Annotated in this window: 9 protein-coding genes; 6 read left to right on the top strand and 3 right to left on the bottom strand. The window is 64.6% G+C overall.

What is annotated here, in order from left to right; all coding sequences use genetic code 11:
* Positions 1-69: 69 nt before the first annotated feature.
* Positions 70-4,479, bottom strand: coding sequence for an autotransporter domain-containing protein (locus tag ACFPPB_RS00285; RefSeq protein ID WP_377323238.1), 4,410 nt, complete (start codon positions 4,477-4,479; stop codon positions 70-72).
* A gap of 516 nt (positions 4,480-4,995) precedes the next feature.
* On the opposite strand from ACFPPB_RS00285, the gene ACFPPB_RS00280 reads away from it, so the two are divergent.
* The 4 genes from ACFPPB_RS00280 (at position 4,996) to ACFPPB_RS00265 (ending at position 10,143) form a co-directional block, all read left to right on the top strand.
* On the top strand, positions 4,996-6,075 hold the full coding sequence (locus tag ACFPPB_RS00280; protein WP_377323236.1) for a VirK/YbjX family protein: 1,080 nt from the start codon (positions 4,996-4,998) through the stop codon (positions 6,073-6,075).
* On the top strand, positions 6,063-6,635 hold the full coding sequence (locus ACFPPB_RS00275) for an RNA polymerase sigma factor (RefSeq protein WP_377323234.1): 573 nt from the start codon (positions 6,063-6,065) through the stop codon (positions 6,633-6,635). The genes ACFPPB_RS00280 and ACFPPB_RS00275 overlap by 13 nt, the downstream gene beginning before the upstream one ends.
* Positions 6,636-6,646: 11 nt before the next feature.
* Positions 6,647-7,630 (top strand): FecR family protein, encoded by a 984-nt coding sequence (locus ACFPPB_RS00270; protein WP_377323232.1) that lies wholly within the window; start codon positions 6,647-6,649, stop codon positions 7,628-7,630.
* A gap of 131 nt (positions 7,631-7,761) precedes the next feature.
* On the top strand, positions 7,762-10,143 hold the full coding sequence (locus ACFPPB_RS00265; protein ID WP_377323230.1) for a TonB-dependent siderophore receptor: 2,382 nt from the start codon (positions 7,762-7,764) through the stop codon (positions 10,141-10,143).
* A 133-nt stretch (positions 10,144-10,276) separates the two neighbouring features.
* On the opposite strand, the gene ACFPPB_RS00260 is transcribed toward ACFPPB_RS00265, so the two are convergent.
* Both ACFPPB_RS00260 and ACFPPB_RS00255 read right to left on the bottom strand, forming a co-directional pair.
* Positions 10,277-11,446, bottom strand: coding sequence for a PilT/PilU family type 4a pilus ATPase (locus ACFPPB_RS00260; RefSeq protein WP_377323228.1), 1,170 nt, complete (start codon positions 11,444-11,446; stop codon positions 10,277-10,279).
* 154 nt (positions 11,447-11,600) lie between these two features.
* Entirely contained in the window at positions 11,601-12,638 is a 1,038-nt protein-coding gene (locus ACFPPB_RS00255) for a type IV pilus twitching motility protein PilT (protein WP_072761722.1), read from the bottom strand.
* A gap of 374 nt (positions 12,639-13,012) precedes the next feature.
* Here ACFPPB_RS00255 and proC point away from each other — a divergent pair, with 374 nt between their 5' ends.
* Both proC and ACFPPB_RS00245 read left to right on the top strand, forming a co-directional pair.
* Positions 13,013-13,837 carry a pyrroline-5-carboxylate reductase gene (gene proC, locus ACFPPB_RS00250; RefSeq protein WP_377323226.1) on the top strand — a complete coding sequence of 275 codons (825 nt, stop codon included), beginning with the start codon at positions 13,013-13,015 and terminating at the stop codon, positions 13,835-13,837.
* Positions 13,834-14,409 carry a YggT family protein gene (locus ACFPPB_RS00245; RefSeq protein ID WP_377323224.1) on the top strand — a complete coding sequence of 192 codons (576 nt, stop codon included), beginning with the start codon at positions 13,834-13,836 and terminating at the stop codon, positions 14,407-14,409. Before proC ends, ACFPPB_RS00245 begins: the two co-directional genes overlap by 4 nt.
* Positions 14,410-14,774: the final 365 nt, after the last annotated feature.

Below are 14,774 nucleotides of genomic sequence, written 5' to 3'. Positions count from 1 at the left end.
AAGGGGGTATGGAAGGGCCAGCTCGACGCTGGCCCTTCTCGCACCACGATCATCTCGGCGTGACTGATCTCAGAACCGCCACGACAGACCGGCGTTGAAGAAGTCGTCATGCAGGCGACCCGTCAGCGCACCTTGATAGCTCACCTCGAGCTTCATCGACTTGCCGAACGCCATGTGCACCCCGGCCTGCCCATTCAGCCAGGAGCGGGGCACGCTGTTGCCGCGGACCTGGAAGCTGGTACCCGGCGCGCCGATGAAACCCACCTGCGCTTCCGGCCGGCGATCGCCCCATGCAGCCGTTTCCGCCAGAGCCACATAAGGCTGGAAAGTGGACGTTCCCTTTTCGAACGAGGCGCCCAGCTTCAGGCCAAGATCGCCCTGGTAACGGGTCTGGTCGATCTTGCCGTACTGCAGCGACAGCGCTCCCGCACCGTACTCGTTGTAAGCGTCCTGTGAGGACTTTGCCGCCATGGCATCGGCATAAGGCCGCACGAACCAGCGGCGCGCAAACCGGAAGTCGAGTCCCGAGGTCAGCTGCAACGCCGTGGACGACGCACCGGGCTTGCCTTTGGCCGTCTGCATGCCGGACACACCGAGATTGATGGTGCCATCGGCATAACTCCAACCATCGGCATGGCTCAGCAGGCCGCCGATGAACCAGCGTCCGCGTTGATAGTCGCCATAGGCGGCCAGCATGTTGTATTGCGACCGCACGTTCGGCGACAAGCCCGGGGTACTGGTCGTGATGTTGCTGTGGCCCAGCGCGACACCGGCCCTGGCCCGAGTCCCCAGCGCGACCTCGCCACCGATCGCGATGCCGCCCCCGTCGAAGCGATTGCTCTGGAACTCGCCGTTCAGACGCGTGCTGATGCTCGAGATCTGCGCCCAGAAGCGGTGGTCACCCACGTCCTGGCCAAGGCCGGGATGATCGCCCTGGCCGTCACCGCGGCCCGGCGCATCCAGCATCTGGCTGCCGATCGTGGCGAGGAAGCGATCGCCGACCACGTTGATCGCGCGCGCCGACGCCACGCTGCTCTCGCCGGAGATGACTTCGAGATTCGACGGCAGGTTGCCGCTGGCCACCTTGCCGAGCGCAGAGAGCAAGCTGCCCGATGCGGTGTACTGCAGGCTGTTCAGCGCCTGGCCGACCGCACGCTGGTTGGCGTTGCCCGAGCCGGCCGTCCAGTCGAGCGGATGGAGAATTTCCAGCGCCACGTTGTTGAAGTAATTCAGGCGCGCCAGCTGACTGGGCTGCATGGACGCCGGGACGGGTTTGGAGCTGCCGGATGGCGGTTGCAGCGAAGCGAGATTGATCCAGGCCGTCCTGCCCGACGCGTTCGCGGCGTTGGCGAACTGGCCGCTCAGGCTGCCTGCGCTCAGCAGGTTGTAGTTGCCGTAGAACGGCACCGTCGAGGACAGCGGCGCCAGCATCAACTTCATGCCGCCGATGTCGGCGTGGCCTTGCACCGTCAGGTGCGTGTTCTGGCCGCTGGCAGGGCCATAGGCAAACAGCAGGCTGCCGCCCTGGTTGCTCAGGCTGCCCACTGTCAGCGCGTTGCCGCTGGCGCTGCCCGGCGCCACCAGGCCGCCCTGCACATCGAGCCGGCCGGAGGCCGAGCCGCTGCCGCGCAGCATCGCGGCGGAGGCCAGCTTGACGTCGTTGAGCACTGCGCCATTCAGCACCACGGTGCCGTCGTCGAGGCTGCTGCCGCCGGTGTAGGTGGCATGGCCGGCGATGGTCAGCGTACCGGTGCCGTACTTGATCAGCGGGCGGTTGCCGGTGAGCAGCGACACATCCGGGTTGGAATCGTTGTTGGCCAGGCCGAACTGCAGCACCGTGGCATCGGCGAAGTTGCTGGTGACGTCGTACAGCATCCAGGCGCCCCGGCCGTAGGTGCCGATGGCCATCGCATCGAGACCGGGCTGGTAGTCGATCACGGTGACCTGCACATTGGGCAGGCCGTTGCCCAGTCGGCGCCAGTTGCTGAGGACGCCGCCGGCGTCGCTGTCGGCCGAGACCAGCGGGTTGCCGGCATTGGCCGCCGAGTTCATGCCGCCGACCAGCAAGGCGTTGACGCCGTTGCTGCTGATGAAACCGAGCGCGTCCGGGCGGATAAAGTTGGCCGGCAGGTTCGAGGTCAGGTCCGTGCCGGTGGCGCCGCCGTCGACCGAGCTCCACAGGAAGCCATTGCCGCTGGTTCCGGGCGCGGCGGCGAAGAAGCGGTTTTCGCTGCGTGGGTCGAACAGCACCGCATTGGGTGCATGCATCGCCACCGGATAGGAAAACACCGGCTGCAGGTTGATGCCGCCTAGCGAGGTGCCCGTGCTGACGAACAGGCGCGCGTAGTTGCCGCTCTGCGGGTCCTGGTACAGGTAGGTGCCGGCCAGCAGGGCGTACGTGTTGTCGCGGGTGCCGAAGTCGAGTGCGGAAACGAAGCCCGTGGCACCGGCGAAGTACGACGGCAGGATCTGGTAGCAGCCCTGCGCGCAGGCGATGTCGCCGGAAACGTACGGTGTCGCCCCAATCCCGAAGTTGTCCTGCGACACCAGCACGCCTGGCGTCACGCCGGTCGCCATCAAGCTCCTGTCCACGTTATTGAGGACGAACGGATTGACGAAGTTGATCGTGTTGTTGTCGAGCTCGACGATGTTGCCGCCGCCCGGGCCGGTTACGGTGGCGAACTGGCCCGCGCTGTCCGGCGCGAAGTACAGGTCGGTGCTGACCGGGTAGTTCTCGATCAGGTTTCCGCTGCCGTCCGTCCACGGCACGGTGTTAACGTAGTTGCCTTGCGCGTCGGTCTTGTAGCGGGTCAAGCCGCCCAGATACTGGCTGGCCACATAGGTGTAGCTGAAGCCCGGAGTGCCTTGGCCGTTGATCAGGGCCAACGTGCCGTCGCCGCCGCCGATCTGCTGGTAGATGGAACGGTTCGTCGGCATCTGCCGCGCCGCGCCGTTGTCCTGCGCCGCCACCGCGATCTGTCCCGTGTTGGGGTCCAGCCCCAGACTGTAGATCTCCAGTGCCTGGCGGCCGTTGTTCAATCCGCGCCAGTCGCCATTGTTGCTGGAGGGATTGGTGCGGCAGTACAGGCCACCGTCCGTGCCCATCAGCAGATTGCCCTGCCCGTCGAAGGCGAACACGCGCGCATCCGGATGCACGGTGGAGTGGTCGCTGGTGTCATTGTCGGTCAGCGGTGCGTAGGTGACCGAACCGTCGGCATTCACCTCTGCGCGGATCGCCGAGACGCCCTCGAAGGTGCTGCCGGTGACGTTGTCGTAGCGGCCATCGCCGGCGATGTAGACCACGTTGGGATGGTTGGGATCGATCGCCACCAGCGAGTTGGTCGCCGCCTGCCCGCCCTGGTTGATCGCCAGGCCGGGAATCACCTCGCCGTACCGCTTGAGCTGGTAGGCGGCGGCGCGGGCGGTGCTGCCGGCCGTTTCGTTGGACACCGTGTTGGCGGCCAGCGAAGGACTCAGGTCGACCCAGCTCTGGCCGCCGTTCTGCGACAGGAAGGCGTTGTTGAGCTGGCCCAGCGCCGCATTGACGACGCCGACCACCACCGAACCGTGCGGACCGGCGGCCACGCGCAGCATGGTGGACGTATTGGCGTTGATCGAGCCGTTGGCGTTGGCGGCGCTGAAGATCTTGTTCCAGGTCTTGCCGCCGTCGTCGCTGGCGTAGACCGCCGTGTTGCCGGTGCCAGTGACGCCGACGTAGAAACGGTTCGGATCGGCGGGATCGCCGACCAGCGCCGAGGTCGGACCGGGGGGTAAACCGGACCCGGCAAGCTGGTCCACCCGAGTGAAGGTCTTGCCGCCATCGGTGCTGCGATAAAGCCCCGTGTTGGCGCCATTGGGCTTCTCGCCTTCTTCCTCGAAGCCGGCTGCCATGATGGTCCGGCCACGCGCCACCACGTTGAGCATGCTCACGTCCGGCAACGCGTTCTGGCCGATCGTGTTCCAGGTCATGCCGCCGTCGGTGGAATACAGCATGCCCTGGTTGGTCAGGCCGCCGCGGTCGAAGTGGGTGCCGGTCGCGCCGTTGGTCGTGCTTCCGATGCTGGCCACGACGGTCATGCCGGTAGGATCGGTCGGGTCGAAGCTGATATCGGACACCGCCAGCGAACCCTGGCTGGCGGTCACGGCGCTCCAGCTCTGTCCACCATCCGTGCTGCGGAAAATACCGCCGCTGGGAGAACTGGCCAGCATCAGCTTGGAGTCGAATGGATTGACCGCGATCGACTGGATCGCGCCGGACTGCGTCGCGAAATACGGCGCCGTGTTCGTGGGCTGTCCCGCTTGCGGATTGTCGGCACCGTTCAACAGGAAGTACGGTCCCGACTCGGTGCCCGGCCCGGCGGGCACGAAGCTTTGCGCATGGCTCAGGCCAGGAGCGGCAAGGGCCAAGGCGATCATCGCCGTCAACAATTTCGGTGCGCCCCGACGACTGGCGAATGGCTGCGTACTGCGTTGTTTCATGATTTCCCCTGATGGACTAGAGCATGTTGTTGGCCGCCGCGCGGCTCGGGATCCGACGGACTCCCTGGACCCCGCGTCGTGCGCGGCTCTCGATTTTTGTTGGTTACCCGACACCCCCCGTGACAGCAGCCCTGCCGTCTACCTCCCCTTCCACGACGGCAGCCCAGGTGCCAACCCGACATGTCGGCATCCGCCACATGCGGCCAGTCGCTCCGGTTCGGACCCCGCGGTTTCCTGCCGTCACCCCCAAGACGTTTGAGCCGGCGGAAATTGAAATGGGGCAACGCTTCCCGCTTTAAGCCGCCATCGACTTCAAACATTCATCGCGCGGCGGCCATCGGATGACCCGGGGCGGGTGTTCCTAAGATTTCATCGGCCATTTCATTTTTCGAATCCGCAAACGTCTTGGAGAGGTCGCAGCAACCACGCGGATCGAGCGCCTTGAACACTCTGAACAACCAGGCCGGGGCCATCGAGGCCCGCGGCACTTTTGCGGCAGGCGGATACCCGAATGCCGTGCCGCACGCGCTCGAAGGAGGTCCGTGGGCGGTCGTCGGCAAGTTCCGCGCCTTGGTCACCAAGTCGCTCGCCCTCTTGTGCGGTCCGGATCGCTTCCACGCACTGGCGGACTTCCTGCGTTCGTTGCGCGACCGTTCGGATTGGCGCGGCAGTCCGGCCAGCCGCGGCAAGATGGCCGCCAAATACATCGTCCGTGCGCTGTGCATGCCGCGGCAGCATGGCCGCTATCTGGCGCTGATGTACGGCCAACCACACCTGTGTGCTTACCAGCGTCGGGATCCCCGGGTGCTGGAGCGTCATTTCCACCGCTATATCCACTTGAGGTGGGATCGACGTTTACGCCTGCGAAGCATCCGGCAGCACTACCAATTCGCGATCGCCCGGTTGCCCGGCGCGTTGCTGCAGAGGATCTACACCGATGGGAACGCGACGCTGGGCCGTTTGATCTTGAAAGACGGTACCCAGCTGGAACTCTGCCTGCGGCCGCCGATCTTCATGGGCTGCGAAGGCGAGTTGTGCATACAGCTAAGCGACCTCGACAATCATCCGGTCTATCGCCTCATCCTGAGCGTGATCGACGATCGGCCGACGATCGCGATCGGCTGCATCCAGGGACCCGACGGCCCGAACGGCAAGAACAGAGTCCGTGACCTGACGCGGAACATGCATGGCATGCGGCCGAAGCAGCTGATGCTTTCCCTGGCCTATGCGTTCGCCCGGCACCTGGGCATCGAGCGCATCCTGGCCGTCAGCAATGCAGCGCACCCCTTGCGTCGGGCCCGCGACGAATTCCAGGCTGATTACGACGCATTCTGGGTGGAGCAGAAGGGCCGGGAGGAAGAAGATGGCTGGTTCCTGCTTCCCGAAATGCTGAGCCGGAAGTCCGAGGCCGAGGTTTCCAGCCATCATCGCTCCGCGTTCCGGCGCCGCGAGACCCTGCGCATCGAAGCCGAGCGATTGATCGTCGATGCGCTTGGAACCTCCCCGTCGAAACCAAACACGGCCCTCGCGAAGGAGGAGCTAGAATCCGTCGAACCTTTTCAACATGCCGGCCTGGGAACATCGTGGATACGTTAGGCAAGCCCGGCGATGTCGGTACCGATGTTGCGGGGCCGTCTGCACATGCCGCGCAGGTCGCCGAACTGTTCCGCGAGCACAATCGCGCATTGATCGCTTTCCTGCACTGCCGGCTCGGGTCCCAGTCCGATGCGCAAGAGCTCGCGCAGGAAGCCTACCTGCGCATGCTCATGCTGGAACATCCCGAACGGGTAAGCTCCTTGCGCGCCTTCCTGTTCCGGATCGCGGCGAACCTCGCCGTCGACCGGTTGCGCATGCGCAAGGTGCGCGGTGACAAGATGCGAAACGACATGCTGATCGAACAACCACCCGAAGGCTTGCATCTCGTACCGATTCCCGAGCGGCACGTATCGGCGATCGAGCAATGGCGCGAGTTGCGCAGGGCATTGCGCGAGTTGCCCGCGAAGACCAGCCAGGCCTTCGTGATGCACGTGATCGAGGGGCGGGACTTCAGCGTCGTCGCGCAAGCCATGAAACTGAGTGAGCGCATGGTGCGCTACCACGTCGCCAACGCGCTGGCGCATTGCCGCGCGCGGGTCGACGAACCGGAGATGCCGTGATGGACAAGAGCGTGGATGAGAAGATTTTGCGCGCCGCCGCCGATTGGTGGACGCGCCTGCGCGATCCCGACGGCGCAGGCGCGACGATGGAGCAGTGGCTGGAATGGACCGGTGAGGACGAGCGCCACCTCGAGGCTTTCGAGCGTGTGACCGAACTCGGCAACCGGCTTGGAACACTCGATGAGGCCACGCGGCGGCAGTTCGCACGCGACTTTGCGCGGCCGGCTGACGTCCCGCGGCGCTGGCTGCCGCTGGCGGCCGCGGCTTCCGCCGTACTGGCGCTGGCCGGGGGCTATCTTGCGTGGAGCGGGCTGGGGGTCGATACGGCGCCGCAGACCTATGTCAGCGCAGTGGCGCAGAACCGGAACATCACGCTGCCGGACGGTTCGACGGTCGCGCTGGGCGGCGCCTCCACACTGGCCATGCGCTTCAGCCATGGCGAACGCCGTGTCGAGCTGGCCGGTGGCGAGGCGTTTTTCCAGGTCGTGCACAACCCGCAGCGCCCGTTCGTCGTCGCGGCGGGCAACGTGTCCATCCGTGATGTCGGCACGGCTTTCGACGTGCGTCGCACGGGGCAACGGGTGACCATTGCGGTGACCCAGGGCCGTGTGCAGATCGCCGACCACGATGCTGCGCCGGGTTCGCATGCAGCGGGCAAGGGGAGTCTCGAAGCCGTCGCCGGTCAGCTGGTGTCGTACGATCCGTCCACGTCAGCCATGAGCATCGGCAGCATTACGCCCGAGCAGGCCACCGCCTGGCGCAGTGATCGGCTGGAATTCATCGACGAACCGCTCGGCGTGGTGATCGCCAACGTCAATCGCTACAGTACGCGCCCGGTGCGTATCGCGGATGCCGGTCTGGAAACGCTCACCTACACTGGCACCATCAAGACAGGCGCTATCGACAGCTGGCTGGGCGCCTTGCCGCAGGTCTTTCCGTTGCGTGTCAGCGAGGATGCCCATCAGGTGACTCTCGCCAAGCCGGAGCACAAGTAGAAGCCACCATCCCCTGCGAGGTTCGCGCAGGCGTGGTCTCGACGTCCCCATGCAGGCGATAGGTGCGCCGTGTGCCATTTGGCCTGGACGCATGTCAGACTTGTTACTTTCGCTGGGGGAAAGCGACTGTCATGGGCCGGGTTGCGTTGCTGTTCGCCTGCGGCTGCCTGTGGGCACCTTCTGTCGTACTTGCCGCTGCGGCAACACCGCACATCCATTTCGCGATCCCGCCGCAAGCACTCTCCACCGCGTTGATCGCATTCGGCAAACAGACCGACGTACAGGTGTTGACTGCCGGCGGCACCACTGCGGCCTTTCGCTCGGTCGGCGTGAGCGGCACATTCACTCCGGATGCAGCGCTCGTCAGGCTGCTGCAAGGTACCGGGTTGAGCTACGCATTCATCGATGCCGGAACCGTGGTGGTGAAGCCGCGCGCACCCGAGTCGACGGGCTCGCTCTCTGCCGGAGCGGCGTCTACCCAGGCCAGCGTCGCCGATGCCAAGCTGCTGGCGCCGATACACGCCGACGGCATAGTCGAGCAAGACACGGGCTACCTGACCGACATCACCCGCAGTGCCACCCGCACCGATTCCGATCTGATCGATGTGCCGCAGGCGATCAGTGTCGTCACGCGTGACCTGATGGATTCGCAGCAGATCCGTACGGTGGCCGATGCGGTTCGCAATGTGGCAGGCGTGCAATACATCGATAGCGCCGATAGCTTGCCGAATTTCCAGATACGCGGCTTCAACCCCGGTAACGGCATGACCGACGGCATGCCCAACAGCATCGCGGCCGTCGGTGATTTTCCGCCCCTGATCGGCGTGGAACGGGTCGAGGTGCTGAAGGGACCGGAGACCATCCTGGGCGATTCGGTCGGTAACGCCGATTTTGGCGGCCTGATCAATGTGGTCATGAAAAAACCACAGCGCGAACCCGTGCGCGAACTCAGTTACAGCGTGGGCGAGTACGGCGATACGCAGGCAGGCATCGATCTGGCCGGCCCGTGGGGCGACGGCAAGCAGCTGACCTACCGACTGGTGCTCTCCGGCGAATATGCCGATCGCACCGCTCAGGGCTACCACGGCCAGCGCAGCAGCTATTTCGCGCCGTCGATTGGCTGGCACGACGCCACGACGAAACTCACCGTCGGCGTCGAACGCATCCTCAATCGGCTGCCCATTCCCGATCACACCATCCTTCTGAACGACTCCGTTTCCTCTGCCTCGCCACCCGGCACGCTGGCCGGCAACCCGAGTGACCATTCCACGTACCGGACGAGCCGGTTTTACTACGTGCTCGAACACCAGCTGGGCGATGTCTGGATGTTCCGCAGCCGCGGTCAATACGTACGGCAGTCAACCGACCAGCAAGACTGGATCCTGATCAACCCCTCGTCGACCGGCAATGTGGATGCGGTGGGGGAGGTCTATCGGTATGCCGATGCGTACTACACCTTGCAGAACGACATCACCGCCACGTTCGGACAGAGGCTGACGCACACGGTCGTCGTCGGATTCGACTATTCGCGTTCACTGATCGGCCACAGCGACGGTGTTTTCGGCTACTTCGGCAGCGTGCCGTACAACATCTTCACCGGGACTCCGCTGCCACCGGCCAGCTCGGTGGTTCAGGCAGCCAACGACATCTATGTGCCTGGAAGTCCGTGGTCGACCGGCAGCGGCTTGTTTCTGCAGGACCAGATCGCGGTGGGCGAGCATTGGGATGTCCTGCTGGCGTGGCGACGCACGGCTTACGAACTTTCGACCTATGACATCCATGGCAATGCGTGGAATCTGCACAAGACGCAATGGGTCCCCAGCCTTGGCCTGGTCTACAAGATCACGCCCGATATCGCGTTTTACGGCAGTACCGCGAAGGGTTTCCAGCCCGATACCTTGTTGGGGAAGAATGGGCGCCCACTGGTACCGGCGCTGTCGCGCCAGATCGAGGCTGGAGCCAAGTTCGATCTGTTTCAGGACCATGCGCGCCTGACCGTCTCGTGGTATCGCATCATGCTCGATCGCAGCTACGACCTGCAGTCGGTGCAACCTCCGTATTTCTACACCCCCGGCTCGGGCCAGACGAACAACGGCGTGGAGATCGAGTTCACCGGCCGGCTCGCGCCCGGCCTGGACATCACGACCAGCTATACCAATGCGCGCATCGGCAATCACGATGGGACGCCGCCGACGGGTGCCCCCCGTCAGCATTTCAACCTGTGGGCCAGTTATGGATTCCGGAGCACTGCGCTGCGAGGCTGGGGAGTGGCCGGTGGCGTGCGTGCGCGTAGCCGCAGCCTCGGACAGACCACGGACGGCAACACATATTTCGATATTCCCGGTCAGGCCAGCGTAGACGCCAATGTGTGGTACCGAGCGAAGAACTGGAGCGCGGCGCTGGGGGTGAAGAACCTGCTCGGCCGGAATTTGCTCAGCGACAATTTCGACGAGACGTTTGTACCACTGCACAACCGGCGCACATTCCTGCTGACCGGCACCTGCGATTTCTGAGCAGGTTCGGCAGCGGCGCGTGCCACGGAAGCGAGGATGGCGGCGGGCTTGTTGTGTCGGCGGGTTTCGCCGGCAGGAAGCAAGGAAGGCGCCCATGGGCGCCTTCCTTGCTTCCATTCGAGTCGGAAACGCTTCAGCGATTCAGCAGGTTGCTGCCGCCGAAGTTCTGCGAGTCGCGCGTCTCTTCCAGTTCCACCCCGTCCAGGCCCTGCGACAAGGTATGCGCGTCGCCGCCCTGCGCCAGCTTGATGCGCAGGCGCACCTCGTTGGAACTGTCGGCGTAACGCAGGGCGTCCTCGTAGGAGATCTCGCCGGCGTGATACAGCTCGACCAGACTCTGGTCGAACGTCTTCATGCCGAGCAAGGTGGACTCCTTCATCAGCTCCTTGAGCTTGTGGATCTCGCCCTGGCGGATGTAGTCCTGCGCCAGCGGCGTACCCAGCAGCACTTCCACCGCGACCCGGCGCGCCTTGCCGTCGGGCGTGGGGATCAGCATCTGCGCCACGATGCCTTTCAGGTTCAGTGACAGATCCATCAGCAGCTGCTGGCGGCGGTCCTCCGGGAAGAAATGCAGGATGCGATCCATCGCCTGGTTCGCATTGTTCGCATGCAGCGTGCACAGCACCAGATGGCCGGTTTCGGCGAAAGCGATCGCGTGATCCATGCCTTCGCGCGTGCGCACCTCGCCGATCATGATCACGTCCGGCGCCTGGCGCAGCGTGTTCTTCAGCGCATTGTCCCAGCTGTCGGTGTCGATGCCGACTTCGCGCTGGGTGATGATGCAGCCCTCGTGCTTGTGCACGTATTCGATCGGGTCCTCGATCGTGATGATGTGACCGGTCGAGTTCAGGTTGCGGTAGCCGACCATCGCCGCCAGCGAGGTCGACTTGCCCGAGCCGGTGGCGCCGACGAAAACGATGATGCCGCGCTTGGTCATCGCCAGCTGCTTGATCACCGGCGGCAGGTTCAGCTCTTCGGGAGTCGGTATCTTCGATTCGATCCGGCGCAGCACCATGCCCACGCAGTTGCGCTGGTAGAAGCACGACACGCGGAAGCGGCCGACGCCTTGCGCCGAGATCGCGAACTGGCACTCGTGGGTCTTCTCGAACTCCTCGCGCTGTCCGGGCGTCATCACGTTGAGCACCATGTCGCGCGCCTGCTGCACGCTGAGCGGACTCTGCGTGATCGGCACGATCCGGCCCTGCACCTTCATCGAAGGCGCCACGCCGGCCGTGATGAACAGGTCCGACGCCTTCTTGTGCACCATCAGTTTCAGGAATGAGGTGAAATCGAAATCGCTCATGGCTCTACCCCGGGAATCGGGAATGGGGAATGGGGAATCGGAAAATCGACGCCTGCCGCAAACCGGTCGCAGGAAGCCGGGACGTCCGAGCCGAAGGCACGCGCTGCTCTCCGCTTTTCAACGATTCCCGATGCCCCTTTCCCGATTCCCGGCTTCACTTGAAGCTGTCCTTGTTCTTGGCGTAGCTGGATGCCTGCTGGCGCGTCACCAGACCGCGCTTGACCAGGTCCTGCAGGCACTGATCCAGCGTCTGCATGCCGAACTGCGTGCCGGTCTGGATCGACGAATACATCTGCGCCACCTTGTCCTCGCGGATCAGGTTGCGGATCGCCGGGATGCCGACCATGATCTCGTGCGCCGCGATGCGGCCCCCGCCGACTTTCTTCAGCAGCGACTGCGACACCACCGCGCGCAGCGACTCGGACAGCATCGAGCGCACCATCGGCTTTTCGCCGGCGGGGAACACGTCGATGATGCGATCGATCGTCTTGGCCGCCGAGCTGGTATGCACGGTGGCGAACACCAGATGGCCGGTTTCCGCCGCGGTCAGCGCGAGGCGAATGGTCTCCAGATCGCGCAGCTCGCCGACCAGGATGTAGTCGGGATCCTCGCGCAGCGCCGAACGCAGCGCCTCGTTGAAGCCCAGCGTGTCGCGATGGATCTCGCGCTGGTTGACCAGGCACTTCTGCGAGGTGTGCACGAATTCGATCGGATCCTCGATCGTGAGCATGTGCCCGTATTCGTTCTTGTTGATGTGGTCGACCATCGCCGCCAGCGTGGTCGACTTGCCCGAGCCGGTCGGGCCAGTCACCAGGATCAGGCCCTGCGGCTGTTCGATCAGCTCCTTGAAGATGCGCGGTGCGCCCAGATCCTCCAGCGTCAGCACCTCGGACGGAATGGTACGGAACACCGCGCCGGCGCCGCGGTTCTGGTTGAACGCATTGACGCGGAAGCGCGCCAGCCCGGGAATCTCGAACGAGAAGTCGGTTTCGTAGAATTCTTCGTAATCGCGCCGCTGCTTGTCCGACATGATGTCGTAGATCAGCGAATGCACCTGCTTGTGCTCGAGCGCGGGAATGTTGATGCGGCGCACGTCGCCATCGACGCGGATCATCGGCGGCAGCCCGGCGGACAGATGCAAGTCCGAGGCTTTGTTCTTCACCGAGAAAGCAAGCAGTTCCGCAATGTCCATCTGTCGTTCCCCTCAACCGATCGTCTGGCGATCGTCTGGATCGCATGAGTTCGTGTGCCACCTCAGGGGACGGATGATATTCGCAGGCGTGGCGTGCCGCAGCCCATGGTGCGCCATGGAACCGCCTCAACGAACCGCCCGGATCCCCCTGCAGCGGCGTCGATACTACTCGCGCAACCGGCTGTGCGGCCAGTCTTTCCGGGCCCAGGCGTGCAAACTGTCGACCCGGTTTGAGCACCCCGTCGAAAAATCATCGTCCGGCCGTGGCACACCCGTCGAACCGGTTCCGTTCACGTCCGTCCCTACCCATAAAACCGCCGCGCGGCGGCGCCGCTCCGGTAAGGTACGCGGTCTGGACAAGCGAGGAACCCTGCATGACACGACTTGCCTTCATCGGCGGCGGCAACATGGCGCGCAGCCTGATCGGCGGCCTGCTGAGAACCGGCGTGGCCCCGGCCACCATCAGCGTCGCCGAGCCCCTGGCCGAAGCCCGGCACGCGCTGGGCCGCGAATTCGGCATCGCCTGCTATGCCGAGAACCGGCTTGCCGCGGCCGATGCCGAAGTCATCCTGCTGGCGGTCAAGCCGCAGATCATGCCCGCGATCCATACCGAGCTGCGCGACACCTTGCAGCGCAACCGGCCGTTGCTGATCTCGATCGCCGCCGGCGTGCGGCTGGATCAGCTGGAGCGCTGGTTCGGCGCGGGACTGCCGATCGTGCGCTGCATGCCGAACACGCCGGCACTGATCGGCGCTGGCGCTACAGGCCTGTGCGCCAACAGCCGGGTCAGTCCGCCGCAGAAGGCGCAGGCCCAGCACATCCTCGACGCGGCCGGGATCACCCGCTGGATCGACGACGAGGCGCTGATGGATACCGTTACTGCGCTGTCGGGCTCCGGCCCCGCGTATTTCTTCGCCCTGGTCGAGGCACTGGAAGCCGCCGCGGTGGCGCAGGGCCTGCCCCGCGATACCGCCCGCGCGCTGGCTGCGCAAACCTGCCTCGGTGCCGGCCGCATGCTGGTCGAGGGCGGCGAAGACCCCGCCGTCCTGCGCCAGCGGGTCACCTCGCCGAACGGCACCACCCAGGCCGCGCTGGAGAGCTTCAGCGCCGATGGCCTGGCCCGCATCACCGCCCGGGCCGTCGCCGCCGCCACCCGGCGCGGCATGGAGCTGGCCGCACAATTGGACAAGTTGTCATGAGTTATCTGCTGAACGCGCTGTCCATGCTGATCGAGCTGGCGTTCGAGGCCGTCGTCACGCTGTTGTTGCTGCGGGTCGCCGCCGAGGCCTGCCGCGCGGATTTCAACAATCCGCTGAGCCAGTTCGTCTACCGCTATACCAACCCGGTACTGGCGCCGATCCGGCGCGTGCTGCCGAACTGGCGCCGGATCAACCTGGCGGCGCTGCTGCTGGCATGGTTGCTGATGCTGCTGAAACGCCTGCTGCTGTTCGCCTTGATCGGTGTGATGCCGCGGCCGGTCGGGCTGATCGTGCTGGCCTTGGCCGAATTGCTGGACTTCGTGCTGCTGTTCTACCTGGTGCTGATCTTCGGCTGGTCGCTGCTGAGCATGTTCGCGGTCGATCGCCGACAGCCGTTGCTGCGGCTGGTCGGCAGCATCGTCGCTCCGCTGCTGCGTCCGCTGAACGGCAAGCTGATCGCAGGCAACATCGACTTCGCCCCGATGGCGGTGATGATCGTGCTGCTGCTTGCCCGCTTGCTGGTCGCCGCACCGCTGCTCGATCTGGGCACCCGACTGGCGCTGGGAGGCTGAGTTTTCTCTCGTGAGATGTGGAATGCGGGAGCGACTTCAGTCGCGATGTTTGGCGCTTGGTGGTCGGTTTGCAGCGAAGGGCTTTTCGTCTGTCTTCGACCACCAAGCTATTTGGTTTCCTGGATCCTTGTAGGAGCCCGCTGGCGGGCGATGCCTTTGCTCTTGTTCTTTGCTTCGAATCCATCAACCCAAAGCAAGAGCATCGCCCGCCAGCGGGCTCCTACAAGAAATCCGCTAGGTGAGTGATTCGGGCGCCAACCGCGCACGAAAGCTCTTCGCTCTAGCCGATCGGAAGAGCCAGAGCATCACGACTGAAGTCGCTCCTATAAAAAAGCAAACGCCAAAAGGCCGGGAGCGACAACCAG

It is taken from the genome of Rhodanobacter terrae (genome assembly GCF_042657005.1).
GTDB lineage: Bacteria > Pseudomonadota > Gammaproteobacteria > Xanthomonadales > Rhodanobacteraceae > Rhodanobacter > Rhodanobacter terrae.
The sequence above is the reverse complement of the archived record's forward strand: the minus strand, read 5'-3'. Positions and strand labels throughout refer to the sequence as shown.

Coding starts and splice junctions, on each gene's coding strand:
- ACFPPB_RS00260 (WP_377323228.1), bottom strand. CDS start 11,446: ATGAGCGATTTCGATTTCACCTCATTCCTGAAACTGATGGTGCACAAG.
- ACFPPB_RS00245 (WP_377323224.1), top strand. CDS start 13,834: ATGAGTTATCTGCTGAACGCGCTGTCCATGCTGATCGAGCTGGCGTTC.
- ACFPPB_RS00255 (WP_072761722.1), bottom strand. CDS start 12,638: ATGGACATTGCGGAACTGCTTGCTTTCTCGGTGAAGAACAAAGCCTCG.
- proC (WP_377323226.1), top strand. CDS start 13,013: ATGACACGACTTGCCTTCATCGGCGGCGGCAACATGGCGCGCAGCCTG.
- ACFPPB_RS00285 (WP_377323238.1), bottom strand. CDS start 4,479: ATGAAACAACGCAGTACGCAGCCATTCGCCAGTCGTCGGGGCGCACCG.
- ACFPPB_RS00265 (WP_377323230.1), top strand. CDS start 7,762: ATGGGCCGGGTTGCGTTGCTGTTCGCCTGCGGCTGCCTGTGGGCACCT.